At 68.6% G+C, this 2439-nt stretch carries 2 protein-coding genes; both read left to right on the forward strand.

Features of this window, described 5'->3' with window-relative positions:
- Positions 1-335: 335 nt before the first annotated feature.
- Positions 336-1304 (forward strand): ferredoxin reductase, encoded by a 969-nt coding sequence (locus tag ETD83_RS41230; protein ID WP_230421532.1) that lies wholly within the window; start codon positions 336-338, stop codon positions 1302-1304.
- Positions 1305-1316: 12 nt separating this feature from the next.
- Positions 1317-2423, forward strand: a complete 1107-nt coding sequence (locus ETD83_RS41235) for a fatty acid desaturase family protein (protein WP_230421533.1) — start codon at positions 1317-1319, stop codon at positions 2421-2423.
- The last annotated feature ends 16 nt before the right edge of the window (positions 2424-2439 follow it).

The raw sequence follows: 2439 nt of genomic DNA on the forward strand, positions 1-2439 counted from the left end.
GCAGTGGTCGGGACGGCGGCGCGCGCGTGGATTTGGGTTGCGGGCTTGGGGTTGTTTCGGGAGTGGGTGCGGTCGGGCTGCGGGGGGTGCGGGTTACAGCGTTGGATGGGACATTGGTCGGTGGTGTGATGCCCGTCGCGTTTTCTGGCCGGGGTCTTGAACACGTCCTTACGGCTTCGTAGGTTACGCAATCGTAAGTTAGCGTGCCATCGGGAGGGACCTTGGCCACCGCATCGCGGCGATCCCTTGCAGCGCCTCGCGGGACGCGCCGGAGGTTTGAGGCGGCTGTCCGGCATCTGACCACGCCGCTCCTGCCTGAGGACTACCTCGGGCTGTTGAACCCGCTGTGGTCCACGGTGGAGCTCCGCGGGCGGGTCGAGGCCGTCCGGCATGAGGCTCCGGACGTGGCGACCCTGGTGATCAAGCCGGGGCGGGCGTGGCGGGGGCATCTGCCGGGGCAGTGGGTCAAGGTCGGTGTGGATGTGGGCGGTGTCCGGCATTGGCGGACGTTCTCGCTGTCGTCCCCGCCGCGGCGGGACGGGCGCATCACCATCACGGTCAAGGCCGCGCCGGACGGGTTCGTCTCCGCGCATCTCGTCAGGGAGGTCCGGCCCGGTGTGATCGTGCGGCTCGGGCAGGCGGACGGTGAGTTCGTCCTGCCCGCGGAGGTTCCCCGCAAGCTGCTGTTCGTCACGGCGGGGAGCGGGATCACGCCGGTCATGGCGATGCTGCGGCGGCTCGGTGGCTCCTCTGATGTCGTGGTCGTCCACTCGGCTCGGACGGCCGGTGACGTCATCTTCGGTGCCGAACTCCGCGCGATGAGGGGGCTGAGGCTGCATGAACGGCACACCTTGGTCGAGGGGCGGTTGAAACCGTCCGACCTGTCCGGTGTCTGCGCTGATTGGGCGGAGCGGGCGGCGTGGGCCTGCGGGCCTGGGGAGATGCTGGACGATCTCGCCGCGCACTGGCGCGCCGCCGGAGCCGAGGAGCGGCTGCGCGTCGAGCGTTTCCGGACCGTCCTGGACGGCGGCCAGACGGACCGCGGCCAGGGTGGGCGTGTGACGTTCAGCAGGAGCGGCGTCGAGGTCGACGCGGACGGAGGCACGCCGCTGCTGGTGGCCGGGGAGGACGCGGGCGCGTTGCTGCCGAGCGGGTGCCGGATGGGCATCTGCCGCAGCTGCGTCGGCCGCCTGTGCTCCGGCAAGGTCCGGGATCTGCGGACCGGCGAGGTGCACGGCGAGGAAGGCGACATCGTCCAGACCTGTGTCTCGGCCGCCGCCGGGCCCGTGGAAATCGAACTCTGAAGGAGCACGAGGATGACCGCCACGACCATGAGCGCCGCCGTGTCCACCACCGGGCACCTCAGGGACCGCGACTACGACGCCATCGCCCGTGAGCTGGACGCGCTCCGCGACGAGATCATCGCCGGCCTCGGTGAGCGGGACGCGGCCTATATCCACCGGGTCATCCGCTGGCAGCGCGGCCTGGAGATCGGGGGCAGGGCGCTGCTGATGGCGTCCTCGCTGCCGCCCGCCTGGATCGCCGGGACCGCGACGCTAGCCGTCGCGAAGATCCTGGAGAACATGGAGATCGGGCACAACGTCATGCACGGCCAATGGGACTGGATGCGCGACCCGAAGATCCATTCGACGACCTGGGAGTGGGACAACGTCTCCCCCTCCGACCAGTGGAAACACACCCACAACTTCGTCCATCACACCTTCACCAACGTCCTCGGCAAGGACAGGGACGTCGGCTACGGCCTGCTGCGCGTCACGCCGGAGCAGGAGTGGAGCCGCGCCCACCTCGCGCAGCCGATCTACAACGTGCTGCTCGCGATGTTCTTCGAGTACGGCGTCGCGATGCACGACCTGGAGGTCGAGGAGATCCAGGAGGGCACGGACGACAAGGAGGTGACGAAGGCCAAGCTGCGCGCGATCGGACGCAAGATCCTCCGCCAGTGGGGCAAGGATTATGTGGCGTTTCCCCTGCTGAGCGGTCCGCAGTTCTTTTCCACGCTCGCCGCGAACTTCACCGCCAATGTCGTGCGCAATGTCTGGGCGCACACGGTCATCTTCTGCGGCCACTTCCCCGGCGATATCGAGGTGTTCGAGGAGGAGCGGCTGGAGGGTGAGACGAAGGGCGAGTGGTACGTCCGGCAGCTCCTCGGGTCGGGCAACATCACTGGCGGACGCCTGTTCCATCTGATGACCGGGAACCTCAGCCACCAGATCGAGCACCATCTGTTCCCCGACATGCCGAGCAACCGGTACGCCGAGATCGCGCCGCGCGTCCGGGCGCTGTGCGAGAAGTACGGCGTCCCGTACCACACGGGTTCGCTGTCCAAGCAGGTCACCAGCACCTGGAAGAAGGTCTTCCGCTACGCGCTCCCGCCCAAGAAGGCGACCGTCCGAGCCCGTTGACACCGCGAGGGCCGTC

The organism is Actinomadura soli, assembly GCF_005889715.1.
GTDB lineage: Bacteria > Actinomycetota > Actinomycetes > Streptosporangiales > Streptosporangiaceae > Spirillospora > Spirillospora soli.

What these genes read in the sequence shown, in the direction of transcription:
- ETD83_RS41235 (WP_230421533.1), top strand. Translation starts at nt 1,317, where the DNA reads ATGACCGCCACGACCATGAGCGCCGCCGTGTCCACCACCGGGCACCTC.